Annotated in this window: 26 protein-coding genes; 16 read left to right on the top strand and 10 right to left on the bottom strand. The window is 66.6% G+C overall.

All coding sequences use genetic code 11. The features are described from left to right. The 6 genes from fdh3B to BLQ71_RS03205 all read right to left on the bottom strand — a co-directional run bounded on the left by fdh3B (window position 1) and on the right by BLQ71_RS03205 (window position 5,699). Complete coding sequence (gene fdh3B, locus BLQ71_RS03230; protein WP_043143213.1) at window positions 1-594, bottom strand: formate dehydrogenase FDH3 subunit beta; 594 nt, start codon at window positions 592-594, stop codon at window positions 1-3. Between the two features lie 12 nt (window positions 595-606). Next, on the bottom strand, window positions 607-3,507 hold the full coding sequence (locus BLQ71_RS03225) for a formate dehydrogenase subunit alpha (RefSeq protein ID WP_043143211.1): 2,901 nt from the start codon (window positions 3,505-3,507) through the stop codon (window positions 607-609). A gap of 137 nt (window positions 3,508-3,644) precedes the next feature. After that, the gene (locus tag BLQ71_RS03220) at window positions 3,645-3,833 is read right to left on the bottom strand and encodes a twin-arginine translocation signal domain-containing protein (RefSeq protein ID WP_043143209.1); all 189 of its coding nucleotides are present in this window, start codon (window positions 3,831-3,833) and stop codon (window positions 3,645-3,647) included. Between the two features lie 80 nt (window positions 3,834-3,913). After that, a complete protein-coding gene (locus tag BLQ71_RS03215; RefSeq protein ID WP_074620704.1) occupies window positions 3,914-4,543 on the bottom strand; it encodes a TorD/DmsD family molecular chaperone in 630 nt (209 codons plus the stop codon). Further along, window positions 4,540-5,166 (bottom strand): DUF3306 domain-containing protein, encoded by a 627-nt coding sequence (locus tag BLQ71_RS03210; RefSeq protein ID WP_074620703.1) that lies wholly within the window; start codon window positions 5,164-5,166, stop codon window positions 4,540-4,542. Before BLQ71_RS03210 ends, BLQ71_RS03215 begins: the two co-directional genes overlap by 4 nt. Next, window positions 5,163-5,699 carry a DUF3305 domain-containing protein gene (locus BLQ71_RS03205; RefSeq protein WP_074620989.1) on the bottom strand — a complete coding sequence of 179 codons (537 nt, stop codon included), beginning with the start codon at window positions 5,697-5,699 and terminating at the stop codon, window positions 5,163-5,165. Before BLQ71_RS03205 ends, BLQ71_RS03210 begins: the two co-directional genes overlap by 4 nt. Window positions 5,700-6,069: 370 nt before the next feature. Between BLQ71_RS03205 and BLQ71_RS03200 the strand changes: the two genes are divergently transcribed. Continuing rightward, window positions 6,070-8,019, top strand: a complete 1,950-nt coding sequence (locus tag BLQ71_RS03200) for a 4Fe-4S binding protein (protein WP_074620702.1) — start codon at window positions 6,070-6,072, stop codon at window positions 8,017-8,019. Between the two features lie 29 nt (window positions 8,020-8,048). Here BLQ71_RS03200 and BLQ71_RS03195 read toward each other — a convergent pair whose 3' ends face one another. Next, the gene (locus BLQ71_RS03195) at window positions 8,049-8,813 is read right to left on the bottom strand and encodes a substrate-binding domain-containing protein (protein WP_074620701.1); all 765 of its coding nucleotides are present in this window, start codon (window positions 8,811-8,813) and stop codon (window positions 8,049-8,051) included. Window positions 8,814-8,866: 53 nt separating this feature from the next. On the opposite strand from BLQ71_RS03195, the gene BLQ71_RS03190 reads away from it, so the two are divergent. The 15 genes from BLQ71_RS03190 (at window position 8,867) to BLQ71_RS03125 (ending at window position 20,989) form a co-directional block, all read left to right on the top strand. Continuing rightward, window positions 8,867-9,058: a DUF6494 family protein gene (locus BLQ71_RS03190; protein WP_043143199.1), complete on the top strand. Its 192-nt coding sequence runs from the start codon at window positions 8,867-8,869 to the stop codon at window positions 9,056-9,058. After that, on the top strand, window positions 9,055-10,128 hold the full coding sequence (locus BLQ71_RS03185) for an Mrp/NBP35 family ATP-binding protein (RefSeq protein WP_074620700.1): 1,074 nt from the start codon (window positions 9,055-9,057) through the stop codon (window positions 10,126-10,128). Before BLQ71_RS03190 ends, BLQ71_RS03185 begins: the two co-directional genes overlap by 4 nt. 5 nt (window positions 10,129-10,133) lie before the next feature. Beyond that, window positions 10,134-10,835: a biotin/lipoate--protein ligase family protein gene (locus tag BLQ71_RS03180; protein ID WP_074620988.1), complete on the top strand. Its 702-nt coding sequence runs from the start codon at window positions 10,134-10,136 to the stop codon at window positions 10,833-10,835. Continuing rightward, window positions 10,832-11,311 (top strand): DUF6505 family protein, encoded by a 480-nt coding sequence (locus BLQ71_RS03175; protein WP_074620699.1) that lies wholly within the window; start codon window positions 10,832-10,834, stop codon window positions 11,309-11,311. Before BLQ71_RS03180 ends, BLQ71_RS03175 begins: the two co-directional genes overlap by 4 nt. 82 nt (window positions 11,312-11,393) lie before the next feature. Next, window positions 11,394-13,283, top strand: coding sequence for a sensor histidine kinase (locus BLQ71_RS03170; RefSeq protein WP_254780699.1), 1,890 nt, complete (start codon window positions 11,394-11,396; stop codon window positions 13,281-13,283). 94 nt (window positions 13,284-13,377) lie between these two features. Beyond that, window positions 13,378-14,430, top strand: coding sequence for an acyltransferase family protein (locus BLQ71_RS03165; RefSeq protein ID WP_157923284.1), 1,053 nt, complete (start codon window positions 13,378-13,380; stop codon window positions 14,428-14,430). 180 nt (window positions 14,431-14,610) lie between these two features. Then, window positions 14,611-14,763, top strand: a complete 153-nt coding sequence (locus BLQ71_RS26270) for a hypothetical protein (RefSeq protein WP_162846269.1) — start codon at window positions 14,611-14,613, stop codon at window positions 14,761-14,763. Next, the gene (gene hemP, locus BLQ71_RS03160) at window positions 14,754-14,915 is read left to right on the top strand and encodes a hemin uptake protein HemP (protein ID WP_074620696.1); all 162 of its coding nucleotides are present in this window, start codon (window positions 14,754-14,756) and stop codon (window positions 14,913-14,915) included. The genes BLQ71_RS26270 and hemP overlap by 10 nt, the downstream gene beginning before the upstream one ends. After that, window positions 14,912-15,394, top strand: coding sequence for a hypothetical protein (locus BLQ71_RS03155; RefSeq protein ID WP_074620695.1), 483 nt, complete (start codon window positions 14,912-14,914; stop codon window positions 15,392-15,394). The genes hemP and BLQ71_RS03155 overlap by 4 nt, the downstream gene beginning before the upstream one ends. Before the next feature lie 29 nt (window positions 15,395-15,423). Beyond that, window positions 15,424-16,695: an imelysin family protein gene (locus BLQ71_RS03150; protein WP_074620987.1), complete on the top strand. Its 1,272-nt coding sequence runs from the start codon at window positions 15,424-15,426 to the stop codon at window positions 16,693-16,695. Between the two features lie 20 nt (window positions 16,696-16,715). Next, window positions 16,716-16,991, top strand: a complete 276-nt coding sequence (locus tag BLQ71_RS03145; RefSeq protein WP_074620694.1) for a (2Fe-2S)-binding protein — start codon at window positions 16,716-16,718, stop codon at window positions 16,989-16,991. After that, the gene (bfr, locus tag BLQ71_RS03140) at window positions 16,958-17,443 is read left to right on the top strand and encodes a bacterioferritin (protein ID WP_043143194.1); all 486 of its coding nucleotides are present in this window, start codon (window positions 16,958-16,960) and stop codon (window positions 17,441-17,443) included. Before BLQ71_RS03145 ends, bfr begins: the two co-directional genes overlap by 34 nt. 37 nt (window positions 17,444-17,480) lie before the next feature. Continuing rightward, window positions 17,481-18,944, top strand: coding sequence for a di-heme oxidoreductase family protein (locus BLQ71_RS03135; protein WP_083342132.1), 1,464 nt, complete (start codon window positions 17,481-17,483; stop codon window positions 18,942-18,944). A 1-nt stretch (window position 18,945) separates the two neighbouring features. Continuing rightward, on the top strand, window positions 18,946-19,935 hold the full coding sequence (locus tag BLQ71_RS03130; protein ID WP_074620692.1) for an imelysin family protein: 990 nt from the start codon (window positions 18,946-18,948) through the stop codon (window positions 19,933-19,935). 1 nt (window position 19,936) lies between these two features. Further along, window positions 19,937-20,989 carry a DUF1513 domain-containing protein gene (locus BLQ71_RS03125; RefSeq protein WP_074620691.1) on the top strand — a complete coding sequence of 351 codons (1,053 nt, stop codon included), beginning with the start codon at window positions 19,937-19,939 and terminating at the stop codon, window positions 20,987-20,989. A 6-nt stretch (window positions 20,990-20,995) separates the two neighbouring features. Here the strand turns inward: BLQ71_RS03125 and BLQ71_RS03120 are convergent, their stop codons facing one another. From BLQ71_RS03120 to BLQ71_RS03110, 3 genes are all read right to left on the bottom strand, one after another. Next, on the bottom strand, window positions 20,996-22,168 hold the full coding sequence (locus BLQ71_RS03120; RefSeq protein WP_074620690.1) for an acetate/propionate family kinase: 1,173 nt from the start codon (window positions 22,166-22,168) through the stop codon (window positions 20,996-20,998). Then, window positions 22,168-23,556 carry a bifunctional enoyl-CoA hydratase/phosphate acetyltransferase gene (locus BLQ71_RS03115; protein ID WP_074620689.1) on the bottom strand — a complete coding sequence of 463 codons (1,389 nt, stop codon included), beginning with the start codon at window positions 23,554-23,556 and terminating at the stop codon, window positions 22,168-22,170. The genes BLQ71_RS03120 and BLQ71_RS03115 overlap by 1 nt, the downstream gene beginning before the upstream one ends. Before the next feature lie 187 nt (window positions 23,557-23,743). Next, window positions 23,744-24,829 (bottom strand): aldehyde dehydrogenase (NADP(+)) (locus BLQ71_RS03110; protein ID WP_074620688.1); only part of this gene is annotated, 1,086 nt, incomplete at its 5' end.

Below are 24,829 nucleotides of genomic sequence, written 5' to 3'. Positions count from 1 at the left end.
TCAGCCGCCTTTCTGGTCGTAGGCGGTACCCCAGCCCCAGGCGCCCGAGCCGAAGCCACGGGCGACCACGCGCTCGCGGTAGATGCCCGAGACCACGTCGCCGTCACCGGCAAGCAGGGCCTTGGTGGAACACATCTCGGCGCAGATGGGCAGCTTGCCCTCTGCGATCCGGTTGCGCCCGTACTTGGCGAACTCCGCGGTCGAGTGGGTTTCCTCAGGGCCGCCGGCACAGAAGGTGCATTTGTCCATCTTGCCGCGCGAGCCGAAGTTACCCGCCTGCGGGAACTGCGGCGCGCCGAAGGGGCACGCGTAGAAGCAGTAGCCGCAGCCGATGCAGAGGTCCTTGGAGTGCAGGACCACACCTTCTTCGGTCTGGTAGAAGCAATCCACCGGACAGACGGCCATGCAGGGCGCGTCGGAACAGTGCATGCAGGCCACCGAGATCGAGCGTTCGCCCGGCGTCCCATCCTGGATCGTCACCACGCGGCGGCGGTTGATCCCCCAGGGCACCTCGTGTTCGTTCTTGCACGCGGTCACGCAGGCGTTGCACTCGATACAGCGCTCGGCGTCACAGAGGAATTTGGATCGTGCCATGTCTGTTTCTCCTTACGCTGCGGTGATCTTGCACAGGGTACATTTGGTTTCCTGCATCTGGGTCACCGAGTCGTAGCCGTAGGTCTGGGCGACGTTGGTGGATTCCCCAAGCACATAGGGATCCGCGCCGTCCGGGTACTTGGACCTCAGGTCTTCGCCCTGGAAGTGGCCGCCGAAGTGGAAGGGCATGAAGGCAACACCTTCGCCCACCCGCTGGGTGACCATCGCCATGACCTTGACCTTGCCGCCCTCGGGGCCTTCGACCCAGACATCCGAACCGTCGCGGATACCCAGGTTGTTGGCGTCCCGCGGGTTCACCTCGACGAACATGTTCTGCTGCAGTTCGGCCAGCCAGGGGTTCGACCGGGTCTCGTCCCCGCCGCCCTCGTACTCGACCAGTCGACCGGAGGTGAGGATGATCGGGTAGTCCTGGCTGAAGTCCTGCTTCTGGATCGACGCATACATGGTCGGCAGACGGTAGAACTTGCGGTCCTCGTAGGTCGGGTAGTCGGCCACGAGGTCGCGGCGGTTGGTGTATAGCGGTTCGCGGTGCACCGGGATCGGATCCGGGAAGGTCCAGACGACCGCACGGGCCTTTGCGTTTCCGAAGGGGGCGCAGCCGTGCTTGATCGCGACCCGCTGGATGCCGCCCGAAAGGTCGGTTTTCCAGTTGGTCTTGGGCCCGGCGATGCCGTCGATCACCGCGCGCTCTTCCTCGGTCAGGTCACCGTCCCAGCCAAGATCCATGAGCATCTGCATGGTGAACTCGGGATAGCCGTCCTGGATTTCGGATCCCACCGAGTAAACGCCATCGGCCAGCAGGTTGTCACCGTTACGCTCGACACCGAAACGCGCCCGGAAGGTCAAACCGCCCTCTGCGACAGGCTTGGACATGTCGTAGAGATTGGGCGTGCCCGGGTGCTTCATGTCGGCTGTGCCCCAGCTTGGCCAGGGCAGACCGTAATAGTCGCCGTCGGCCGGGCCACCCACCGCCTGAAGGGTGGTGCGGTCAAAGGTGTGCTGGTTCTCCATGTGCAGCTTCAGCCGCTCCGGAGACTGGCCGGTATAGCCGATGGTCCACATGCCCTTGTTGATCTCGCGCAGCGTATCCTCGACATTCGGCGTGATGCCGTCGTCCTCCAGCGCGATGTTGCGGAACATGCGATCATGAAAGCCGAACTTCTTGGCGAAGAGACCGATGATCTCCTGGTCGGGCTTCGACTCGAAGAGCGGATCGACAACCTTCTGACGCCACTGCAGCGAGCGGTTGGAGGCGGTCACCGACCCGTAGGTCTCGAACTGCGTGGCTGCGGGCAGCAGGTAGACACCATCCTCACGGTCATGCAGCACGGCGGAAACGGTGGGATACGGGTCGACGACGACCAGCATGTCCAGCATCTCCATCGCCTTCTTCATCTCGACCATGCGGGTCTGAGAGTTCGGCGCATGGCCCCAGAGCACCATGGCCCGGACCGTGTTCGGCTGGTCCATGTTCTCCGGGTCTTCAAGGACACCGTCGATCCAGCGGCTGACCGGGATGCCGGTCTCGAACATCAGGTTCTTGTCCTTGCCGTCCGCGCCCTTGAGCGTGTCGAACTGGGCCGAAAGCCAGTCGAAGTCTTCCTCCCAGACGCGCGCCCAGTGCTGCCACGATCCCTTGGCCAGGCCATAGTAGCCGGGCAGCGTGTGCGACAGAACGCCGAGATCGGTCGCGCCCTGCACGTTGTCATGGCCACGGAAGATGTTGGTGCCGCCACCGGAGGTGCCCATGTTGCCCAGCGCGAGCTGCAGGATGCAGTAGGCGCGGGTGTTGTTGTTGCCATTGGTGTGCTGGGTGCCGCCCATGCACCAGATCACGGTGCCGGGACGGTTGTTGGCCAGCGTCCGGGCCACGCGGCGCAGCTGCGAACCGGGCGTTCCGGTGACGCGTTCGACCTCTTCGGGGGTCCACTTGGCCACTTCCTCGCGGATCTGGTCCATGCCCCAGACACGGGTGCGGATGAACTCCTTGTCCTCCCAGCCGTTCTCGAAGATGTGCCAGAGGATCCCCCAGACCAGCGCCACGTCGGAACCGGGACGGAAGCGGACGTATTCATCCGCATGGGCCGCCGTGCGGGTGAACCGCGGGTCGCAGACGATCAGCGGCGCATTGTTCATCTCCTTGGCGCGCAACACGTGCAGCAAGGACACGGGGTGCGCCTCGGCGGGGTTGCCACCGATGATGAAGATCGCCTGGCTGTTGTGGATGTCGTTGTAGGAGTTGGTCATGGCGCCGTAGCCCCATGTGTTCGCAACACCCGCAACCGTGGTCGAATGGCAGATCCGCGCCTGGTGGTCGACGTTGTTCGTGCCCCAGTAGCCAGCGAATTTGCGGAACAGGTAGGCCTGTTCGTTGGAATGCTTGGCCGAGCCCAACCAGTAGACAGAGTCAGGTCCGCTTTCCTCGCGGATCTTCATCATGCCGTCGCCGATCTCGTCGATGGCCTGCTCCCACGAGATGCGGACCCATTCGCCGTTCTCTTTCTTCATCGGGTACTTCAGGCGGCGCTCGCCGTGGGCGTGTTCGCGCACAGAGGCCCCCTTAGCGCAATGGGCGCCCAGGTTGAAGGGGCTGTCCCAGCCGGGCTCCTGCCCGACCCAGACGCCGTCGCTGACTTCGGCGATGACGGTGCAGCCCACGGAACAGTGGGTGCATACGGATTTCTTGAGCTCCACCGCGCCGAGGGCGGCGGCAGAGGCGGCGCTGGCCTGTTTCACGGTGCCGCCGGTGGCGGCAATGGCGGCAATCCCGCCGATGGCCAGACCCGAGCCGCGCAGAAAGGCGCGGCGGTCAACCGAGGCGTTGGCGGCCTCGGAAAGGATACTTGTCCGCTGGGGGCGTCGCGCAACCCCGTTGGTCTTTTTCCTCAACATGGTTTTCTCTCCCTTGCGCGCCTTTTGAGGGGCGCGGGACTCTGACGATGGCCTGAGGCAGTCGGGCGTCACGCAACCAGTCGCCTTGGGCCGTTACATGCTTTGACCGGACGCTGCCGGACAGAGCGGGCGCCGCCTCAGAAGCGGGCGCTGTCGTAGAAGGCGCGGGTATGCGCCGTGTCCTGCATCTTTTCCGATGTCAGGTCAGGCTCGGCGGGACCGGCTTCGGCCGCCTGGCCGCTGGCGATCGCAACCGCGGCCGCGGGGGCCGAGACGCTTGCCAGCTTGAGGAAATTCCGGCGCGAGGCCTTGGTTTCCTGGGTCATGAAAGTTGCTCCTTTCACGGGTTGAGGGACGGTCACCCGCCCCGGGATGGGTGCGTGTCCGAACGCACCCGGCGAAATCCTCACTCGCCGCTCATGCGGAACCCCTCGGACTCGATCTCCATGAAGAGCCGTCCGACGGTACCCACGGGGGCGTAGAAGACAGAGTTCTTGGCGCCTTCGAGGTCGGCGTAGAAATGCCCCGCCCAGGGGCCGATGTGCTTGTTGAAGAACTGGCGCTGCGCATCCAGGCTGGCCGGCGCGCCAAAGCGCCCCACGATCATCGCGCCCATCATCTCCATCAGCGAGGCGATGTTGTCCTCGGGTTCGAACACGTTGTCGGCGCGTTCCAGCCCCTGCCGCACCATGTCCTGCCGAAGCAGAGCCAGCGGTTTCTCGTTCAGGAAACCGGTCAGGTAATAAGAGGCGTAGGGCAGCAGTTCGCCCCGGCCCAGGCCGATGAACAGCTTGTTGTATTCGCTGGTCGCGGTCTTGGGCTTTGTGACCTTGGCCAGTTTCGCCAGGGTGCCGATGGCCTGCCCCATCTCTGTCGCGTCGCCGGACAGGCCGGCGGTCTGTGCCAGAAGCATTTCGTCCGGCGGCCCGGCCAGTAGCAGCCCGAGGAAATTGTAAAGATCGGCGCGCAGCCGGTCTTCTTCGGCGATCTGGCGGGTTTCGGCGGTGTTTGTCATCTGGTCCTTGTCGGTCGTCATGTGCTGGTCTCGAAGCGAAAGCGCATCCGGCGCGGGGCGGCGGCATAGGTCTCTGGTTCGACTTTCGGTTCGGAATGGTCCAGAGGCGCCGGTTCGGAGGCCGGGGCCGGTGGTGCCACGTTGGCATCTGTGTCGTCGGCGTCTGTGGCGACCGCGTCCCGGACCTGATCCGGGGCCTCGTCGATCGCATCCCTTTCGGCATTGGCGGCGCGGGCCTCTGCCTCGGCCTGTTCCACCGCCTTGTCGAACATGCCCTTGCCGACCTGGTAGAGCGATTGCAGGTTCTCGACCACGCGGGCGGCATCGGTGAAGTCATCGCCGTAATCGACCAGCCCATCGACATTGGCCAGCACCGGGTTCAACCGCCACAGCCGCCGCAGGGCGCGGGTCTTGAGCCGTTGCGGCGCCACCGCCTTGAGCAGCGCTTGCACCTGGGCGGGATCCTCCATCTCTTCGGGAGCGGGCAGGTTCAGCTCGGCAAGGATCTCCTCGTCCGGGCGGTCCTCCAGCGCGCGCTGCTGCTCGGCCTCGGCGGCCTGCTGTTCGGCCCGGGTCTCGGCCCTGTCCTCGGCGGCAACGGCTGCGCGGCGGCGCGACCAGAAATCTGCGGGCGACCGGCTCAATTCATGCGTCTCCGCTGTTGCGCGGGCGAGGCATAGACATCCTCCAGCTTGCCGATACGCGGATCGCCCACGCCATCCTCGACAAGGTCGATGCGCTTCTTGTCCCGCTTGCGCTTGATGAAGACCTCTTCCTCGTGGAACTCCTCGACGAAGTTGGCCACCAGCGCGTAAAGCGCGGGCGGCATCGGGACCTTCTCGATGATTTCCTCGCCGCTGTCGGAATAGTCCTGCGCCTCGTAGGGCGAGGCGGTCACGGTCAACACCTCCAGCGGGGCCTCTCCCTCTGTCGCCTCGCGCAGGATGACGTAGACGCTGGGCTGCTTGGCCGAGAGTTCGTGCAGGTAGGCGTCCGTATCGGCGCCGTGCAGTTCCAGCGGCACGGTCGCGGCATGGTACTCGGTCACCTCGCCCTCGGTGCGCAGGACGCGCCAGTCGGCGTCGCCGGCACCGGGCATGACGGCGGATGCGGTCCAGACCCACTTCGCCCATCGAGTCACGCCAGGGGCGCGTCTCAGCACGATGCCCAGCGGCATGGTCCGGTACGCCTTCGGATTGTGGATCACGGTGGTCCTCCCTTGACAGGAGTTTGATCCGGCAACCTTGCCGAACGAAAGCGAAAAACGGCGTACCGCGGTATTCCGCGCCCGAAACGGTCAATTTGGGCAGCCGCGACAGGGGCGCCACCGGGCCACGGACGTTTTGTCCAACCTGACATTTTTGCTCGGAAAAGCGGCGTTTTGAGAATGCTCGAATCAGCCGCAGCGCAGCATCCCGAATGCGTCCGTTTCGGCGGTTTGGCTGACCGGGATAAACGGTTGTGGAGGGCCGCGAATCATGGCTAGGCTCCACCGGCGCAGTACGAAACAGGCACCGTCAAGCGTGCTTTGAGGGGAGGGCAAGACAATGGTCAAGTCATTGATAACATGCGACTGCTTGGGGACGCAGCAAGTCGATTCCCAGGCCCTGTCACGGACCACCGGGCTGGAGGTATCCCCACCCTGTTCGGCCCTCTGCACCAGCCAGATCGACCGGGCCGCCGCCGCCCTGCAGGGGGGGGACACGATTTTTTGCTGTACACAGGAGTCCCGGATTTTCGAGGCCCTGGCAGAGGAAATGGACCTGCCGGCGCCGCCGGTGCTGGACCTGCGCGACCGGGCCGGGTGGAGCGCGGAGTCCGCCTCTGCAGTACCCAAAATGTCCGCCCTGATCGCCGAGGCATTGCTGCCCGCCGCACCGGAAAAGACGCTCGACGTGATTTCAGAAGGGCTGTGCCTGGTCCTCGGGGCGCCGGATGTCGCCCTGCCTGCCGCCGAACAGCTGGCGCCGCATCTGGGGGTGACGGTGCTCTTGCCCGAGGGATCGGAAGTTCCGGACAGCCGCGCCTATGACGTGGTGACGGGCCGCCTGCGGCAGGCACAGGGCGCGCTGGGGCAATTCCGCGTGGTGATCGACGCCCTGCGGCAGGTCGAACCGGGCGGGCGCGGTGCCTTTGTCCTGACCGATCCGCAAGACGGCGGCGCCTCGGACTGCGACGTGATCCTCGACCTGCGGGGCGACACGCCGCTGTTCTCCGCGCATGAAAAGCGCGAGGGCTACCTGCGCGCCGATCCCGCACACGCGCCCTCTGTCGCAGCGGCGGTCATGGCGGCCTCGCATCTTGTCGGCACCTTCGAAAAGCCGCTTTACGTCCGGACAGAGGCGTTGCTTTGCGCCCATTCGCGGGCCGGGCAGACCGGCTGCACTCGCTGTCTCGACCTGTGCCCCACCGGCGCGATCTCGCCCGAGGGCGATCACGTGACGGTCGACCCGATGATCTGTGCCGGCTGCGGCGCCTGTTCGGCGGTCTGCCCCTCGGGCGCCATCAGCTATGACGCGCCGCCGGTCGACCTGACCTTTCGCCGGGTGCAGACACTGGCCAAGGCCTACCTGGATGCGGGCGGCAGCGCGCCGCGCCTCATGGTGCATGACGCGCATGGGGCAGAGATGATCCGCCTCTCCGCCCGGCACGGGCGCGGACTGCCGCGCGACGTGATCCCGATGGAACTGCCCGTCGTGGGCGCCTTCGGACATGCCGAGGCCGTGGCCGCGCTGGCGGCGGGCTTTGCGTCAGTCACCTTGCTGCCCGGACCGGGGGTGGACCGCGATGCCCTGGCGGCGCAGCTGGCGCTGGCCCAGGCAATCGCGGGCGGGAACCGGGTGCGCCTGCTGGACACGCCCGACCCCGACGCGATGAGCGATGCACTTTATGACGAAACCGCCCCTGCCCCGGTGGCAGAGCCGGTGCGCCCCCTTGGCACCCGGCGGCAGGTGACACGGCAGGCCGCCCGCGCACTGCACGGGGATGAGGCGCAGCTGCCCCTGCCCCAGGGCGCCCCCTATGGCGCCGTGCTGGTGGATACGGATGCCTGTACGCTCTGCCTGTCCTGTGTTTCGCTCTGCCCCTCTGGTGCGCTTGGCGACAACCCGGACCTGCCGCAGCTGCGCTTTCAGGAGGACGCCTGCCTGCAATGCGGGATCTGCGCCACGATCTGCCCGGAACAGGCCATCACGCTGGAACCCCGCCTGGACCTGACCGAGACGGCCCTGCGGCAAGAGGTGCTGAACGAGGAAGAGCCCTTTGCCTGCGTCGACTGCGGCACGCTCTTCGGGTCGAAATCCGCCATCGACCGGATCACCGAGAAACTCTCGGGGCACGCCATGTTCCAGGATCCGGAGAAGCTGCGGATGATCCAGATGTGCGACGATTGCCGGGTCAAGGCGCAGATGGGCGTTTCGGACAATCCCTTTGCGATGGGAGAGCGGCCCAAGGTCCGCACGACCGAGGATTACCTGTCCAAGCGCCGGGATCACTGACCGTGACGGACCCCGCCCTGCCCCGGACGCTACTGGAACTCCAGCGGCGCGCCCAGGTCCGCGGCCTGAATCGCGGCGACATAGGCGACGATGGCCTCGACCTCGTCCAGCGTCATGCGGACCGGCGCGATGGGCGAGGGCCGGTTGTCGGGAAAGGGCAGTGTCACCCCCTCGACCACGGTGAAGGCCGGGTGCGGATTCAGCGCGTAGAAGGCATAGAACCGATCCTCCCAGTCCGGCAGCGCCCGCAGCACCATGAAACTGGGGGTCGAGCCGATGCCGAAGCCGCGCGTCTTTTCGTCGATCACATGGCAGCGGACGCATTTGGCGCGGCTGACCCTGTGACCCAGTTTCGCGTCGCCGTCGATCACCACGGTCTCGACATCTTCGGTCTCTTCCGGCGGCGGGCCGAACAGCGGCGCACCGTCGGGTGCGAAACTTGCCACCGTGTTGAGGCCGACCTCGGATGTCAGCCAGTCCGCGAAACGCCCGGTGCCCGCGTGATCCGCAGAGCTCACCTCAAGGTGCCAGACCTGTTCCGGCCCCGCGAACAGCGGATCCCCCGTTGCGCCCAGCGCGATATCGGCCTTTTCCGGGTCCTCGACCAGTTCCACCCGCACCCGCGTCTTGAGCGTGAAGCGCGGAAGGATATGTTGGACAAGACCGCTGTCGACAAGCGCCGCGGGCGCATGCAGGCGGACGGGGCGCGGGTCGTCCTGGGCGACAAGCGCGAGGGGAACAAGCGACAGGCCAAGCGCGAGTGCGCTGGAAATGAAAGAAAGACGCAGGGTCATCGGGTCATGCTAGGCCCCCGCCCTGCCATGCGTCAAATGAAAGGGACCAGACCATGAGCGAAGACTTCAACATGTCGATGCGCAAGTTTCTGAAGCAGGTCGGCGTGACCTCGCAGCAGGCCATCGAGGAAGCGATGCGCAATACCGATACCGCCGGCAAGACCTATGCCGTCAAGGCCGTCGTGACGATCCCCGAACTGGGCCTGAGCCATGAGGTCACCGGCGAGATCAAGGGTCAGGAATGACCCGGACGACGCTTGGACGCGACGCCGTCCTGGAAGTGCTGAAAACCGTCGCCGACCCGGTTGCGGGCGGCGACATCGTGGCCAGTGGCGTCATGCGAGCTCTGAATGTCGAGGATGGCAATGTCCGCTTCGTCATGGAAATCGCGCCGCAACACGCCGAGGCCTATGGCAAGGTCAAGGCCGAGGCAGAGGCCCGGCTGGGCGCGTTGGACGGGGTCGAAAAGGTCGCCATCGTGCTGACCGGCCACTCCGAAAAGGCGCCGCCGGACCTTGGCATGAAGAAAAAGGCCGAACCGCAGGGCCCGCAGAAGATCCCCGGGGTGGACCACATCATCGCCATTGCCAGCGGCAAGGGCGGCGTGGGCAAATCCACCGTATCGTCGAATCTCGCCTGTGCGCTGGCCGCGCAGGGGCGGCGCGTCGGCCTGCTGGATGCGGATGTCTACGGGCCGTCGCAGCCGCGGATGCTGGGCGTCTCGGGGCGGCCTGCCTCGCCTGACGGCAAGACCATCCTGCCCCTGCGCAATCACGGCGTCACCATGATGTCGATTGGCCTGATGACCAACGAGGACCAGGCCGTGGTCTGGCGCGGGCCGATGCTGATGGGCGCACTGCAACAGATGATGATGCAGGTGCAATGGGGCGCGCTGGACGTGCTGCTGGTGGATCTGCCGCCGGGCACCGGCGACGTGCAGATGACGCTCAGCCAGAAGGCGCAGGTCGATGGCGCGATCATCGTCAGCACGCCGCAGGACGTGGCGCTGCTGGACGCGCGCAAGGGCATCGACATGTTCCGGCAGCTTAATGTCCCGATCCTTGGTATGATCGAGAACATGAGCACGCATATCTGTTCCAACTGCGGACATGAGGAACATGTCTTTGGCCACGGCGGCGTGGCGGCAGAGGCCCAGAAGCTGGGCGTGCCCCTCTTGGCCGAGGTGCCGCTGGACCTGCAGATCCGGCTGGCAAGCGACGGCGGCGCGCCGATCGTGACCTCAAAGCCCGACAGCGCCCAGGCGCAGGCCTTCCACGCCATCGCCAGCGCGCTGGTGGCAGAGGGCGTCGCATGAGCGGGATCACCGAGCCGCTGACCTTCCCGCCCGCGATGAGCGGCGAGGAGGTCGGCGGCGATCCCTTTGACGGCGCGGTGATGCGGGCGATCCGGGGCTGCGACGCGGGCCTTGTCTGCTACCGCATCGCCGCGGACCGCATGGGCGCCGCGCTGGTCATGACGCCCGAGGTGCCGCTGCAACAGGCGATGGTCATGCTGCCGCTTTGCGGCGTGGGGTTCCAGAACGCGCTTGGCGCGCTGGCCCCGCCCGAGGTGGCGGTGCACCTGGCCTGGGCGGGCGGCATCCTTGTCAACGGCGCCGCCTGCGGTGCCTTCCGCGCCTGTGCCTCGACCCAGGACCCCGAGGAAATCCCCGACTGGCTGGTGGTCGGGTTCGAACTGCCCCTGACCCTGGCCGCCATTCCGGGCGAAGTGCCCGACCAGACGGCCCTGTTCGAGGAAGGCTGCGCCGAGGTCGCGCCCGAACGGCTGGTCGAGGCCTGGGCGCGGCACACGCTGAACTGGATTGCCCGCTGGGAAGACGAAGGCGCCAAGGCGCTGCATTCGGAATGGCGGGGCCTGGCGCATGGATTGGGGGAAACCGTGGTGCAGGACGGCTGGCCCGGCACCTTCCTGGGCGTGGACGAGGCGTTCGGGATGCTCCTGCGCGACAGCGAGACCACCCACCTGATCCCCTTGACGACCCTTCTGGAGGAGGCCCCATGAAACTGGCCCGTGCCATCCATTTCGACGAAAGCGACCAGCATGTCTTTGCCAGCCCCGCGCGCACAGGCGAGTGGTGCATCTCCGGCGGGTTCGAGTTTTCCAACTGGACCGAGGGCGACCTTGCCGGCAAGGCACGGCAGGCCTTTGCCAACGGCTGGTTCGGGCTGGAAACCGGCGGGCGGGTGACATTCGTCGCCGTGACCGAAGCCGAACCGGCAGAGGTCAATGCCTTGACGGACCTGCTGGCACAGCATTTCGTGGCCTACTACGGCGCGCCCTCCGTCGAGGCGGCACGACCCGTCGCACAGGACGAGATCGCCCACATGGCCGATCTCTGCGAGGACCACCCGGCCAATACCCTGCTGACCGTCGCCCGTGAACTGACCGACTCCGGCGTGCGCGAGGCCTACCGCGTGATCGAGGCGCAGGCCGCCGGGCTGGAACAATTCGCGATTCATGGATCGCTCGACGAGTAATCAGCCAAGGCGCGGGCGCGTGCCCGCGCTGTCGGTGCGTCTGCGCCTCCTGGTGCTGGCGCTGGCACCGCTGACGGTGCTGATGCCGCTGTTGCTGGTGCTGGGCATGACGCGCTGGACCAGTGACTACGACGAACTGCTGATCGCCAACGTCGAATCCGACCTGCGCATCGCCGAGCAATACCTGGCCCGCATCATGGAGACGACCGGCGATGAGCTGACCGGCGTCGCCGAAAGCGCCGAGTTCGGGCGCGTTCTGGCGGCCAGCGGCCCGGCGCTCGACAGCTACCTTGCCGAAAAGCGCGAGGCGCTGGAACTGGATTTCCTCTATTACCTGTCAGAGGAGGCGACGCTGGGCGATGCCTCGCGCTGGCCGGTGATCGTGGCGGCGCTGGATGGCCGCCCCGCGACGGAGATCGACATCCTCTCGGGCGCGGACCTGGCCGCCCTGCCCGGTCTGCTGGATGCCCGCGCCCGTATCCCGCTGATCGAGACGGAGGCCGCCGTCCCCACCGAACGCGAGGTCGAGGATCGCGGCATGGTGGTGCATTCCGCGGCGCCGGTCCTGCTGGACGGTCATCACGGCGTGCTGGTGGGGGGCATCCTCTTGAACCGCAACCTTCAGTTCATCGACACGATCAACGCGCTGGTCTACCTGAATGCCGTGACCGGCGGCGAACGCCAGGGCACGGCGACGCTGTTCCTGGACGATGTGCGTGTCTCGACCAACGTGCGGCTGTTCGAGGACGTGCGCGCGCTGGGAACGCGGGTGTCGGCGGTGGTGCGGCAACAGGTTCTTGGCGAGGGCAAGACCTGGCTGGACCGCGCCTTCGTGGTCAACGACTGGTACATCTCGGGCTACCTGCCGCTGACCGACAGTTTCGGCGAGCGCGTGGGAATGCTCTATGTCGGCTTTCTGGAGGCGCCCTTCGCGGCGGAAAAACGCGACGCGATCCTGTGGATGCTGGCGGCCTTCGTCGGCGTTCTGGTCCTGTCGGTGCCGCTGTTCCTGACCCTGGCGCGGGGCATCTTTGCCCCGCTGGAACGGATCACCCGCACCATGCAGCGCGTGGGCCGCGGCGACCTCTCGGCCCGCTACGGCGATGTGGGCGCGCGCGACGAGATCGGCCAGGTGGCGGCGCATCTGGACGACCTGCTGGGCCAGGTCCAGGACCGCGACAAGCGCCTGCGCGCCTGGGCGGATGAGCTGAACCAGCGCGTCGAGGAACGCACCGCCGAGTTGCGCGAGGCCAACGCCAAGCTGGAAGAGACCTACCGGCAACTGGTCATGAACGAGAAACTCGCCTCGATCGGGGAAATCACCGCTGGCGTCGCGCATGAGATCAACAACCCCGTCGCGGTGATCCAGGGCAATGTCGACGTGATCCGCGAGACGCTGGGCGACAAGGCGCAACCGGTCAAGACGGAGCTGGACCTGGTCGACCGGCAAGTCGCCCGCATCGACGCGATGGTGGGCAAGCTGCTGCAATTCGCCCGCCCCGGAGAGTTCCACGCCTACGAGGACTCTGTCTCGCTTGGCCCGCTGGTCGAGGATTGCCTGCTGCTGGTCGAACATGTCCTGTCCAAAAGCGCCATCCGGGTCGAGACCGATTTTCACGAAGCGCCCGAGGTGCATGTCGATCCCGGCGAGATGCAGCAGGTCATCATCAACCTCGTCATGAACGCCACGCAGGCGATGGGCCAAGACGGCACGCTGACCCTGACCCTGAGCGCCGAAGACAGAGAGGGCAGGCCGGGCGCCTGCCTGAGCGTGCAGGACAGCGGCCCGGGCCTGTCCGAAGGCGCGATGGAAGCGGTCTTTGACCCGTTCTTCACCACCAAGCAGGGAGAAGGCACCGGGCTGGGCCTGTCGATTTCTCAGACACTGGTGCAGCGGGCGGGCGGGCTGATCACGGCAACCAATGCCCCCGAGGGCGGCGCCCTGTTCCGGGTCTGGCTGCCCGCGGCATGAGCCCCGCGCATTTCACCAAAGCGGCCCTTTGCGGCCCTGTACCCGCCACTTTCCCGCGCCATGACGGGGCCAGGATATGCGCAAGGATCGCGGGATGACAGGACAGGCCAGCCTTCCCCAGGGCACCCTGCCGGGTGCGACCAGCCCCGCCGGGGCGCTGGCCGCCGACCTGCGCACCCTGACCGCCTTTCGCTTTTTCGCCGCCTTCTGGGTCTTTCTGTTCCATGTTCGCGTGCGGATCGAACCGGGCACGGGGCTGGGCTGGGACATCGTCGAGAACGGTGCCCGGGGGGTGGATTTCTTCTTTATCCTGTCGGGGTTCATCATCGCCCATGTCTACGAAGGGCAGATCACCTCGGGGCGGTTCTCTTTGCGGCGGTTCCTGTGGAAACGCTTTGCGCGCATCTATCCGCTGCACCTGGCGATGCTGCTGATCTTCCTGGCCCTGGCGGTGCTGGGCAACAACCGGCATGACGGGGTGATCGCCTCCGTGCTGATGCTGCACAGCTGGGCGCTGACAGAGGGGCTGGTGCTGAACGGGCCCAGCTGGACGATCTCGGCCGAGATGTTCGCCTATCTGCTTTTCGGGCTGCTGGCGGTGCGCCGCTACCCGACATGGGCGCTGCTGATCGCCCTGGCGCTCAGCGCCGTCGGGGTGCATCTCTTTGCGCTCAGCCTGGGCAAGACGGCTTTCCTGCACCTGACCTGGGATTTCGGCGCCCTGCGCATCCTGCCCCTGTTCATCCTGGGCATGGTGTTGCGCCGCATCGCGCCGCAGGTGTCGATGCGGCTTGGGCTTGTCGCCGGAGCGGTCGGGCTGCTGACGCTGCCCCTGCTGGCCGGCCAGCGCGACCCTGGATATGAGTTGCTCCTGCCCTTCTGCCTGCTGATCGTGGCGGGCGCGCGTCTGTCCGAGGCACCCTGGCTGCCCACAAACAGCCGGGTCATGGTCTACCTCGGAGAGATTTCCTACTCGACCTACATGATCCACGTCCTGGTGATCAAAGCCTGCTATGACTACGCGCCCAAGCTGGGGCTTGCGACCCCCGGCTGGCCGCTGGTGGGCGTGATCGTGATCGCCGGATCGGCGCTCAGCTACCACCTGATCGAACGCCCCGCGCGCCGGTTTCTCAACCGTTTCCTCTGAACGCCGCTGCCGGGGCACCCCGGTTGAAACCGCACTGATTCCGTGGGGTTGCCCGCGGATTTTTATCCGACCAAAATTGTCGGATTGACAAAACATATAGAAATAGTCAGCTTTAAGTCATCCCAGCCAGCCCCTCGAATCCGGGCCAAGCCAACGATGTATTCCGGCACGCGGAGACCCATGATGCTGAATGCCAGCGACATTGCCGCAGATCCCCGGACGCCCGGCGAGGGCGACCGGCGGCGCGTGACACTTGGCTTTTCCACCCTGTTTTCCCTCGGACGCCTGTTCGACCGGATCGAAGGCAAACCGGAGGGACGGACATGGGCCTGAGCACAGCAACCGACAGCGGGCAGGCGGATCCCCTGCCCGTCTATGACGCCCGCGACCTGACCGAGGGCGGCGACCTGGCCCGCATCCGCCTGGCCGATCAATTGTACGTCCTGCGCATCACCCGCGCCGGCAAACTGATCCTGACGAAATGAGCGGCATGGTCGAAAGAGGCGGCGCGCCGGTCGGTTACCTGTCAGAGCTTGGCCCGGTCGAGGCAGGCGCGGTCCTGTACCTGCGGCTGTGGAACGACGGCGATGCCGCCCGCACCGAGGTCTGGAGCGATTTCGCCCGACACCTGGGCAGCACCGAGGGTCGCCATGCCCTGGGCGCCTTCGAGGAACTCTGTGCGCTTTGCGCGCGCCATTGCCGGCGCCCGCTGATGCGCCACCACGTCACCTGCAAATGCCTGGGCGCCGACGAGTCCTGCTTTGCCACCTTCATCGGATACGCCAGCGAAGGCCAGCGCGAGGATGCGCTGTTGCTGGCGATGACGCTGGTGCGGCCCGACATCGCCCCGATCCTGGCCGCGCTGGCCGAGGATTTCGGCCTGGCGCTGCGCCGCATGACCAGCCGAACCCCCGCCGGGACACCGCGCAAAGCGGGCCCGAACGCTCCGCAGACACTGCACTAGCAAACGTCAAGAGGACAAAGACAGTGAAGATCAAGACCACCCGGACCCTTGCGACCAGCGCACTGGCGCTGACCCTCGCCGCCGGTTCCGCCCTTGCCGAGGTTTCCAGGGCCGAGGTTCTGGACAATTACGCCGACATCGCCGAAGCCATCTACGGCGACAGCCTGATCGCAGCCCAGCGCCTGCAAACGGCTGTCGACGCGCTGATCGCGGACCCTTCGGCGGAAACCTTGCAGGCGGCGAAATCCGCCTGGCTGGCCGCCCGCGTCCCCTACCAGCAGAGCGAGGTCTACCGTTTCGGCAATGCCATCGTCGACGACTGGGAAGGCAAGGTGAACGCCTGGCCGCTGGACGAGGGCCTGATCGACTACGTTGACGTGACCTATGGCGGCCCGACCGATGAAAACGCGCTGGCCGCGCTGAATGTCGTCGCCTCGCCCTCGCTGACCATCTCGGGCGAGACCGTGGATGCGGCCGAGATCACCCCTGCCCTGCTGTCCGACACCCTGCACGAGGCCGACGGCGTCGAGGCCAACGTGGCCACTGGCTATCACGCCATCGAGTTCCTGCTCTGGGGCCAGGACCTGAACGGCCATGCACATGGCGCCGGCAACCGCCCCTGGACCGACTATGCCCGGGGCGAGGCCTGCACCAACGACAACTGCGACCGCCGCGGAGACTACCTCAAGGCCGCGACCGACCTGCTGGTCTCGGACCTCGAATGGATCACCGCGCAGTGGGCAGAGGGCGGCGAGGCCCGCAGTACCCTGATGGCGGACGAGGCCGCCGGGATCACGGCGATGCTGACCGGCATGGGCTCGCTCTCTTACGGGGAACAGGCGGGCGAACGGATGCGCCTGGGCCTGATGCTGAACGACCCCGAGGAAGAGCACGACTGTTTCTCGGACAACACGCACAACAGCCACTACTATGACGGATTGGGCATCCAGAACGTCTATCTTGGCGAATATGTCCGCATCGACGGCACGCTGATCAGCGGCCCGTCCCTGGCCGACCTCGTCGCCGAAACCGATGCCGCGCTGGACGCCGAAATGCAGGGCAAGCTGGCGCATACGATGATGGCACTTGGCCGGATCAAGTCCGCCGCCGAGGCCGGGTTCAGCTATGACATGATGCTGGAACGCGGCTCGGACGCCGGTGAAGCGCTGGTCATGGGCGGCGTCAACGGGTTGATCGACCAGACCCGCAGCATCGAACGCATCGTTGCCCTGCTGGGCGCCGAGGGCACCGCCATCGAAGGCTCGGACAGTCTCGACGACCCCGACGCCGTCTTCCAGTAAAACCAACCGGATCCGCCGCCATGATCATCTGTCATTGCCAGAACATCACCGATCACGACATTCATTCCGCCATCGATTGGATGCGGGCGGCGGACCCTGAAACCCTCATCACACCAGGCAAGATCTATCACGCATTGGGAAAGGCCGCGGATTGCGGCGGTTGCATGCCGCTTTTCCTTGGCACCATGCGCAAGAATCAAAACTTGGAAGTCCCCATGCACCTCCGTACCCTCAGGGATGGAGCAACACAGGAAACCCGACCATGCAAGGCGACCCGAAAGTCATCGACTACCTGAACCGCGCTCTGCGCAGCGAGTTGACGGCGATCAGCCAGTACTGGCTGCATTACAAGCTGCAAGAGGACTGGGGCCTGGGCCACATGGCCAAGAAGAGCCGCGAGGAAAGCATCGAAGAGATGAACCACGCGGACAAGCTGATGGAACGGATCGTCTTTCTGGAAGGCCACCCCAACCTGCAAAAGCTGGACCCGCTGCGCATCGGCCAGACGCCCAAGGAAACGCTGGAATGTGACCTGGCGGCCGAACAGGAGGCGCGCGCGCTCTACAAGGAGGCCCGCGAATACTGTCACGAGGCCGGCGACCACGTCACCAAGGAGCTGTTCGACCAGCTGCTGGCCGATGAAGAAGGTCATATCGACTTTCTCGAAACCCAGCTTGACCTGCACGACCGTGTCGGCGCCGAGAATTATGCCCACCTCAACGCATCGAAGATGGATGAAGCCGAGTAAGCTGGCCTGTCTTGCTGTCCTCATCGGGCCCGCCGCAATGGCGGGCCCGCTTGATGAACCGCATCTGAACTTCACGCCGCGCACCCCGGCCGAGGCCGCGCGCATCGCCAAGGTGCTGGCGCCGCCCCCGGGTTTCGACGCGCCGGAACGGTTCGAGGACAAGCCCGCCGGCGCCGCGACGGTGCGGGTGACGCCGGATGCCAATGCCTTTTCCCTGCCTTCCGCCAGCCTCGATTTCGAGGATGCGCTGACCTTCAAGGTCGGCAACGGTCTGTTCCGCAAGATCTGGGTGTCTTCGCCCTCGTCCACGCTGGCCTCGGACGGGTTGGGGCCGCTGTATAACGCGCGCTCCTGCCAGCGCTGCCACATCAAGGACGGGCGCGGTCATCCCCCCGAAAGCCATGACGACAACGCAGTGTCGATGTTCCTGCGGGTCTCGGTGCCCGGCGGTCCCGACGACATGATCCCCGAGATCGAGGGTTATATCCCTAGCGCGCCAGAGCCGACTTACGGCACGCAACTGCAGGACTTCAGCCTGCCGGGCCATGCTGCCGAATACCGCCTGCAGGTGGATTACAAAGAGATCACCGTGCCATTGTCGGGGGGCGATACCGCCACCCTGCGCAAACCGACCTATACCGCCGCCGACCTGGGCTATGGCCCGCTGCACCCAAAAGCCATGCTCTCGCCCCGCGTCGCACCGCAGATGATCGGACTGGGCCTGTTGGAGGCGGTGCCGGCAGCGGAGATCCTGGCCGGGGCCGATCCCGGTGATGCCAATGGCGACGGCATTTCGGGGCGGGCGAATATCGTCTGGTCGGTCGAATTCGACATGCCGATGCTGGGCCGGTTCGGCCACAAGGCGGGCAATCCGACGATCCTGGAACAGACGGCGGCGGCCTTTGTCGGCGATATCGGCATTTCCAGCCCCCTGTTCCCGGCGGGCGCGGGCGAATGCACCGACCTTCAGGCCGACTGTCAGGCCGCGCCGCATGGCGGCGGCGACGCGCGCGGTTTCGAGGTGGACGCCGAGGGGCTGGAACTGACCGCCTTCTACAGCCGCAACCTGGGCGTGCCCGCGCGCCGTAACATGGATGACAGCCAAGTGCTGCGCGGCAAACAGGTCTTTTATGACACGGGTTGCGCCGCCTGCCACAGGCCGAAATTCGTGACCCACCGCCTGCCCGACCGGCCGGAACACAGTTTCCAGCTGATCTGGCCCTATACCGACATGCTCTTGCACGACATGGGCGCCGGTCTGGCGGACGGTCGGCCAGAGGCGCGGGCCACGGGCCGCGAATGGCGGACCGCGCCGCTCTGGGGGATCGGTTTGACGGAACAGGTCTCGGGGCATACGACATTCCTGCACGATGGCCGCGCGCGGTCCCTGCTGGAGGCGATCCTCTGGCACGGGGGCGAGGCGCAGCCGCAGCGCGACGCCGTCACCCGGATGCCGCCGCCCGACCGCAACGCCCTGATCGCCTTTCTGGAAAGCCTCTGACATGCGCAACAGCCTTTTCGCCCTCGTGTTTGCCGCCTCGCCGGCGCTGGCCCAGGCCCCCGACGTGGGCGCCATCGTCGATGCTCATATCCTGCCCGGCTACCAGGCGCTGGCCGAGAGCACCGCCGCGCTGGCCACCACGGCAGAGCAGCACTGCGCGACAAACGATCCCAAGCTGCAAGAGGCCTATGGCGCGGGGTTCGACGCCTGGATCGCGGTCAGCCATTTGCGGTTCGGCCCCTCGGAACAGGGCGACCGGGCCTTTGCGCTGGCCTTCTGGCCCGATAGCCGGGGCGCCACGCCCAAGGCGCTGGGACAGTTGATCCGGGACGAGGACCCGGTGGTTCAAAGCCTCGACAGTTTCCAGAACGTCTCGATCGCGGCGCGCGGCTTTTACGCGATGGAGTTCCTGCTCTACGACGACCAGTTCAGCGCCGCGGGCAGCGAGGCCTATCGCTGTGCGCTGGTCCAGGCCATGAGCGCGGACATCGCAGCCACCTCGGCGGCGATCCTCGCGGACTGGGAAACCGGTTATGCCGACCTGATGCGCCAGCCCGGCAACGACACCTACCGGACGGCGGAAGAAGCGGCGAAACAGCTGTTCACCGCGCTGGCCACGGGGCTGGAATTCACCGGCGATACGCGGATCGGGCGCCCGATGGGCAGCTATGACCGCCCTCGCCCGATGCGCGCCGAGGCCCGCCGCTCTGGCCGGTCGCTGCGCCATGTCGTGCTGTCGCTGGCGGCGCTGCGCGACCTGGGCGCGCGGCTGTCCGGTGGGGACAAAGCGCTCGACACCGCCTTTGCCCGGGCCCTGACGCGTGCGAACCAGCTGGACGATCCGATTTTTGCCGGGGTCAGCGATCCGCAAGGCCGCATCCGCATCGAGGCCCTGCAACAGCGCATTTCCGAGATCCGCGAGATCGTTGCGCAGGATCTTGGCCCCCGGCTGGGCATCGCGGCCGGGTTCAATTCGATGGACGGGGACTGAGATGAACAGCCGACGCCACTTTCTGGCCGGGTTGCTGGCCGCAACCGCCTGCCCGCGCCCGACATGGGCCGAGGCGGGTTCGCCCGCCTTTCTCTCTGCCGCGATGACGCGCGACGGGCGCTACCAGCTGTGCGGGCTGAGCGCCGCAGGTCAGATCACCTTTGCCTGCCCCCTGCCCGACCGGGGCCATGCCGCCGCCGCACATCCGGAACAGCCCCTTGCGGTGGGGTTCGCCCGCCGTCCGGGGCGCTTTGCGGTGGTACTGGACTGCGTGACCGGCAACGAAATCGCCCGGTTCGACGCCCCCAAGGGGCGGCATTTCTACGGCCACGGCGCCTTTTCACCCGATGGCTCGCGGCTCTATACGGCGGAAAACGACTATGCCTCTGCGCGCGGCGTGATCGGGGTCTGGTCGCTGGACGGCAAGCGGCTGGGTGAGTTCGACAGTCACGGCACCGGCCCGCATGACATCCGCCTGATGCCGGACGGCCAGACGCTTGTGGTGGCAAACGGCGGGATCGAGACCCATCCCGACGCGGGCCGGACCAAGCTGAACATCCCGCTGATGGAGCCTTCGCTCGCTTTCCTCACGCTGGAGGGCGCGTTGTTGGACCAACAGCGGCTGGAGCGGTCCTTGCACAAGAACTCGATCCGTCACCTGGCGGTCGGACCGGATGGCACCGTGGCCTTCGCGATGCAATGGCAAGGTGATCTGTCCGAGGACCCGCCGCTGATCGGTGTCACCAGACGGGGCGGCACCCCGCGCCTTTTCACCGCCCCGCCCGAACAGGCCGCGCGGATGCAGGGCTACGCGGGCAGCGTGGCGCTGTTGGCCGATGCCCGAGAGGTTGCCATCACCTCTCCGCGCGGCGGGCTGGCGCAGGTTTTTGACCTTGGCAGCGGCGCGTTGAAACGGACCATCGACATGGTGGATGTCTGCGGTGTGGCCGCGAGCGGCACGGGCTTTTTGCTGACCTCCGGCACCGGAGAGGTGCGGGGCGAAACCCATGTCACCCACGACCTGCATTGGGACAACCACCTGGTCCCGATCTGAGAGCGGTCAGCCGGTCCCAAGATCCATCGCGGCGCGGGCGATCACCAGTTCCTCGTTGGTGGGGATCACCAGTACCCGCACCCGCGACATGTCAGAGCTGATGACCGTCTCTTTGGCCACATTGCGCGCCTCGTCCAGCTCGATCCCGATCCAGCGCAGCCCCCGGCAGACCTGCGCCCGCACCGGCGCGGCGTTCTCTCCGATCCCGCCGGTAAAGACCACCGCATCCAGCCCTTCCAGCGCGGCGGCCAGCCCGCCCAGTTCCCGCCGGATGCGAAAGCAGAAATAGTCCACCGCCTCGCTGGCACGCGGATCATCCGAGGCCAGAAGCGTTCGCATGTCGCTGCTGATGCCCGAAAGGCCCAGCAGGCCAGAGCGTCGGTAAAGCAGCTCGGATATCTCCGCCGCGTTCATCCCCTCGCTGTCCATCAGGTAGAGCACGACACCGGGGTCGAGTTGCCCCGACCGCGTCCCCATCGGCAAGCCGTCCAGCGCCGAAAACCCCATCGACGAGGCGATGGACCGACCGCCAAGCAGCCCGCACATCGAGGCGCCATTGCCCAGGTGCGCGACCACTACCCGGCCCGCGTGCAGCGTCGGCGCCATCTCGGCCAGCGCGCCAGAGATGTAGTCATAGCTCAACCCGTGAAAGCCGTAGCGCCGCACGCCCTTTTCGTAATAGGCGCGCGGCAGGGCGAAAGTGTCGTTCACGAAGGGATGGTTGCGGTGAAAACCGGTGTCGAAACAGGCCACCTGCCGCGCCTCGGGAAAGGCCCTGAGCGCGGCCCGAATGCCGGCAAGGTTGTGCGGCTGATGCAAGGGCGCAAAAGGTTCCAGTCGCTCCAGCGCGCGCAGGACCTCGGGCGTGATGCGGGTCGGCGCGGCAAACTCCATGCCGCCATGCACGACGCGATGCCCAACGACACCGATTTCGGCCTCGGGAAAGCGCCCCTTGACCTCGTGCAGGACAGCGGACAGCGCCCCGGCGTGATCGGCGGCGGCATGGCCCGGAAGGGCCGTATCCGCCAGTGCGGTGCCATCGGCATCCCGCAGATGCAACTGCGCCGCGCCGCCGATACGTTCGACCTGGCCGCGCGTCACCAGTTCCGGGTGGCGTCCGCGGAACAGCCCGAATTTCAGCGAGGACGACCCGGCGTTCAGGACCAGCGCATGCGCCATCACCGCGTCCCCGTGATGCGGGCATGGTGCAGCGCCGCCACCGCGCAGGAGGCCAGCCGGGACATGTCATCGTCGGCGCGGCTGTTGAGGATGATCGGGACGCGCGCGCCCAGCACCAGCCCTGCCCCCTCGGCATGGCTGATGTAGGTCAGTTGCTTGGCCAGCATGTTGCCCGCGTCGATATCCGGCACCACCAGCACCTCGGCCCGGCCCGCAACCGGCGAGGAAATCCCCTTGGTCCGCGCGGCGGCGATGTCGACCGCGTTGTCCATCGCCAGGGGGCCGTCCACTAGCCCGCCGGTGATCTGCTTGCGCTCGGCCATCTTGGACAACAGAGCCGCGTCCACCGAGGATGGAATATCGGGATTCACCGTTTCCACCGCCGACAGCACGCCGACCTTGGGTTCCTCGATGCCGATGCTGATGGCCAGGTCGATGGCGTTCTGGACGATGTCCTTCTTGGCCTTCAGGTCGGGCGCGATGTTGATCGCCGCATCCGTCACCAGCAGCGGATGCGCCAGCCCGGGCACGTCCATCACGAAGACATGGGTAAAGCGCCGCCCGGCGCGCAGGCCGGTCTGCTTGTCCAGGGCCGCGCGCAGCAGGTCATCGGTGTGCAGGTGACCCTTCATCAGCGCCCCCGCCCGGCCCTCTGCCACCAGCGCCACGGCGCGGCGGGCGGCAGTGGCGTGGTCCGGTTCGGCCACGATTTCGACCCCGTCAAGGCTCTGCCCCAGCTCTGCCGCCGTGGCCCCGATCTTGTCCGGGCAGCCGACAAGGATCGGCGTGATCAGCGTCTGATCGCGCGCCAGCAGCGCCCCGCCCAGCGAGTTCGGCTCTTCGGGTGCGATCACCGCCGTCACCAGCGGCGGCAAGGGCGCGGCACGGGCCAGCAGTTTCTCAAAATGCCGATGACGCTGGACGATCAGCCCCGGCAGATCGTGGCTGGAATAGCTGATCTTGCGGCGCGGCGCCTCGACCTCTGCCACACCGGAGAGGATCAGCGCGCCATCCGCCGGACGCGTGACCTCTGTCGCAAGGGTCACGATGCCGGTCTGTTCATTGCGGTCGGTGACAATGACGCGGCTTTCCAGTTCGTCCCCGGCATGGGCGCGGTTGTGAAAGACAAGGCTTTGCGCGTGGTACAGCGTCCCGGCCCCCGGCAGCATGTTGCCCAACACCGCCGAGACCAGCGCGCCGACGAACATGCCGGGCGCCACGGCCTCGGGCGCACCGTCGCCATCGCCGTCCACGTTGAACACATGCATCGGGTTGTGATTGCCGGAGACATTGGCAAAGACGATCAGGTCGTCCTGCGTACACAGGCGCCGCAACGAGGCCGTGTCCCCCGGCTGCAACTCGTCGAATGTCCTGTTTTCAATCTTCATGGCCTGCAATCCCTTTCCTCGAACCGCCCACGGACCGGCCCAGACCTAGAGGAGGTGGCGCCCCGCGACATGACGCAAGTCAATACCGGCCCAATGTGACGGGAGTTTCCGCAGGCGCGCAACCAGAGGGGCACAGGAAAAAGGCCCGGCACATGTGCCGGGCCTTTTGACGGTTTTTCGCGATGACTTACCGCAAGTCCTCCGGCAGGAGGGCGTCGGGGAGGTTCTGGTAGCAGACCGGGCGCAGGAAGCGGCGGATGGCCAGGGTGCCGACCGAGGTCGCGCCGAAGTTGGTCGAGGCCGGGTAAGGCCCGCCGTGGACCATCGCGTCGGCCACCTCGACACCGGTCGGGAAACCGTTCACCAGCAGCCGCCCGGCCTTGCGCTCCAGCACCGGCATCAGGCGTTGCGCAAGCCCCGTGTCGCCCTCGTCCATGTGCAGGGTGCAGGTCAGCTGGCCCTCGAAACCGCGCGCCAGCTGCGCCATCTCGTCGGGGCCGGACACCCGCACGACAAGGCCCAGCGGGCCAAAGACCTCTTCGCCAAGCGCATGATCCTGCAGGTAAGTCTCGGCGTCCGTCTCGTAGAGATTGGGCGAGGCATTGCGCCCCTCGCTCTCCGTCGTCAGCACCGGGCGCACCGGGTTGCGGGTGTCGAAGCGCTGTTTACCGTTCTTATACGCATCGGCGATACCCTCGGTGAGCATGCACTGGGTCGTGACGCCCTTCAGCGCCTCGGCGGCGGCGCTGACAAAGGCGTCGCCGGCCTCTCCCATCTCGACCACGGCGATGCCGGGGTTGGTACAGAACTGCCCGGCGCCCATCGTCAGCGAGGCGGCCCAGCCTTCGCCGATCGCCGCGCCGCGGGCCTTCACGGCCTCGGGCAACAGGAACATCGGGTTGACGCTGCCCAGCTCGCCGAAGAAGGGGATCGGTTCGGGGCGCTGCGCGCAGAGGTCGAAAAGCGCCCGGCCCCCGCCCAGCGAGCCGGTGAAGCCCACGGCGCGGATCAGCGGGTGCTGGACCAGCGCCTGGCCCACGTCGCGCTTGCCGCCCTGGATCAGGCTGAAGGTGCCGGGGTGGACGCCGGTCTTCGTGATGGCCGCATGGATGGCCTCGGCGACGATCTCGCCGGTGCCGGGATGGGCCGAATGGCCCTTGACCACGACCGGGCAGCCCGCCGCCAGGGCGCTGGCGGTGTCGCCGCCGGCGGTGGAAAAGGCGAGCGGGAAGTTCGAGGCGCCGAAGACCGCGACCGGGCCGATCGGGCGCTG

Source organism: Antarctobacter albus (assembly GCF_900101505.1).
In the GTDB taxonomy this organism is placed as follows: domain Bacteria; phylum Pseudomonadota; class Alphaproteobacteria; order Rhodobacterales; family Rhodobacteraceae; genus Antarctobacter; species Antarctobacter albus.
This window is presented reverse-complemented; position numbering and strand designations above follow the sequence as displayed.

Bases quoted from the DNA above. Each gene is read 5' to 3' on its own strand.
- fdh3B (WP_043143213.1), bottom strand. From the start codon at position 594: ATGGCACGATCCAAATTCCTCTGTGACGCCGAGCGCTGTATCGAGTGC.
- BLQ71_RS03225 (WP_043143211.1), bottom strand. From the start codon at position 3,507: ATGTTGAGGAAAAAGACCAACGGGGTTGCGCGACGCCCCCAGCGGACA.
- BLQ71_RS03220 (WP_043143209.1), bottom strand. From the start codon at position 3,833: ATGACCCAGGAAACCAAGGCCTCGCGCCGGAATTTCCTCAAGCTGGCA.
- BLQ71_RS03215 (WP_074620704.1), bottom strand. From the start codon at position 4,543: ATGACGACCGACAAGGACCAGATGACAAACACCGCCGAAACCCGCCAG.
- BLQ71_RS03205 (WP_074620989.1), bottom strand. From the start codon at position 5,699: ATGCCGCTGGGCATCGTGCTGAGACGCGCCCCTGGCGTGACTCGATGG.
- BLQ71_RS03200 (WP_074620702.1), top strand. From the start codon at position 6,070: ATGGTCAAGTCATTGATAACATGCGACTGCTTGGGGACGCAGCAAGTC.
- BLQ71_RS03195 (WP_074620701.1), bottom strand. From the start codon at position 8,813: ATGACCCTGCGTCTTTCTTTCATTTCCAGCGCACTCGCGCTTGGCCTG.
- BLQ71_RS03190 (WP_043143199.1), top strand. From the start codon at position 8,867: ATGAGCGAAGACTTCAACATGTCGATGCGCAAGTTTCTGAAGCAGGTC.
- BLQ71_RS03185 (WP_074620700.1), top strand. From the start codon at position 9,055: ATGACCCGGACGACGCTTGGACGCGACGCCGTCCTGGAAGTGCTGAAA.
- BLQ71_RS03175 (WP_074620699.1), top strand. From the start codon at position 10,832: ATGAAACTGGCCCGTGCCATCCATTTCGACGAAAGCGACCAGCATGTC.
- BLQ71_RS03170 (WP_254780699.1), top strand. From the start codon at position 11,394: ATGCCGCTGTTGCTGGTGCTGGGCATGACGCGCTGGACCAGTGACTAC.
- BLQ71_RS03165 (WP_157923284.1), top strand. From the start codon at position 13,378: ATGACAGGACAGGCCAGCCTTCCCCAGGGCACCCTGCCGGGTGCGACC.
- BLQ71_RS26270 (WP_162846269.1), top strand. From the start codon at position 14,611: ATGATGCTGAATGCCAGCGACATTGCCGCAGATCCCCGGACGCCCGGC.
- hemP (WP_074620696.1), top strand. From the start codon at position 14,754: ATGGGCCTGAGCACAGCAACCGACAGCGGGCAGGCGGATCCCCTGCCC.
- BLQ71_RS03155 (WP_074620695.1), top strand. From the start codon at position 14,912: ATGAGCGGCATGGTCGAAAGAGGCGGCGCGCCGGTCGGTTACCTGTCA.
- BLQ71_RS03145 (WP_074620694.1), top strand. From the start codon at position 16,716: ATGATCATCTGTCATTGCCAGAACATCACCGATCACGACATTCATTCC.
- bfr (WP_043143194.1), top strand. From the start codon at position 16,958: ATGCAAGGCGACCCGAAAGTCATCGACTACCTGAACCGCGCTCTGCGC.
- BLQ71_RS03135 (WP_083342132.1), top strand. From the start codon at position 17,481: ATGGCGGGCCCGCTTGATGAACCGCATCTGAACTTCACGCCGCGCACC.
- BLQ71_RS03130 (WP_074620692.1), top strand. From the start codon at position 18,946: ATGCGCAACAGCCTTTTCGCCCTCGTGTTTGCCGCCTCGCCGGCGCTG.
- BLQ71_RS03125 (WP_074620691.1), top strand. From the start codon at position 19,937: ATGAACAGCCGACGCCACTTTCTGGCCGGGTTGCTGGCCGCAACCGCC.
- BLQ71_RS03120 (WP_074620690.1), bottom strand. From the start codon at position 22,168: ATGGCGCATGCGCTGGTCCTGAACGCCGGGTCGTCCTCGCTGAAATTC.
- BLQ71_RS03115 (WP_074620689.1), bottom strand. From the start codon at position 23,556: ATGAAGATTGAAAACAGGACATTCGACGAGTTGCAGCCGGGGGACACG.